Source organism: Sphingobium sp. B2 (genome assembly GCF_007693735.1).
Taxonomy (GTDB): Bacteria; Pseudomonadota; Alphaproteobacteria; order Sphingomonadales; family Sphingomonadaceae; genus Sphingobium; species Sphingobium xenophagum.
Genome location: NZ_VDBZ01000030.1, coordinates 1 through 722, shown reverse-complemented (window position 1 = coordinate 722; position 722 = coordinate 1). Strand labels below are relative to the sequence as shown.

Genomic DNA, 722 nt, shown 5'->3' with positions numbered 1-722 from the left:
GCTTCCGCGAGGACATACAGCTTCTTTGTGAGACGATGGCCGCGACGGGCTGCCGCATCTCCGAGGCGTTATCGTTAACGAAAAGCAGCTTCGATTTCGATTCGGGTGTGGTCGTCGTTGAATGCCTCAAAAAGCGGAGGCGTGGAGTCTATCGCGAGATCCCGCTGCCTCCGGCGCTGCTTGGGCACCTTCAAGAGTGGCTCTATGAGAACGTGGTCTCAAGTGATAAGCCAATTTGGCCTTGGTCCCGCATGACCGCATATAGACATATTCGCGCAGTCATGGAACACGCTGACTTACATGGAGAACACGCCTCCCCTAAGGGTCTTCGCCATGGCTTTGCCGTCGCAGCGATCCAGTCCGGCGTGCCGCTCAACCTCGTCCAGCGCTGGCTTGGACATGCCGATATGAGCACGACTGCGATCTACGCGAGTGCGATTGGTCCCGAGGAGCGCGATATTGCGGCCCGGATGTGGCGACGCGAAACCGATTTCGCACGATGCCGTCCCGACGATGAATACTCCGACGAGGCCAATACGGATACGCCCAATGGAGCCGACGCAGAGGTTGTGAAAACGCAGGAATCCTACACCCCAAACGCCTTTTCGAACCTCGAAAGCGAAATGCAGAGTTCAGCCGCGCTGGCGGAATTCAACGCGCTGCTACATGACATAACGGCCGATCAGGAAGACTGCTCTTGCCCTCTGATACACTTTTGGCTA

The 722-nt window shown here is 57.1% G+C and carries 1 protein-coding gene; it reads left to right on the top strand.

What is annotated here, in order from left to right; translation table 11 throughout:
• Window positions 1-14 precede the first annotated feature (14 nt).
• On the top strand, window positions 15-722 hold a 708-nt coding region (locus tag FE851_RS25880; protein ID WP_261371198.1), incomplete at its 3' end, for a tyrosine-type recombinase/integrase.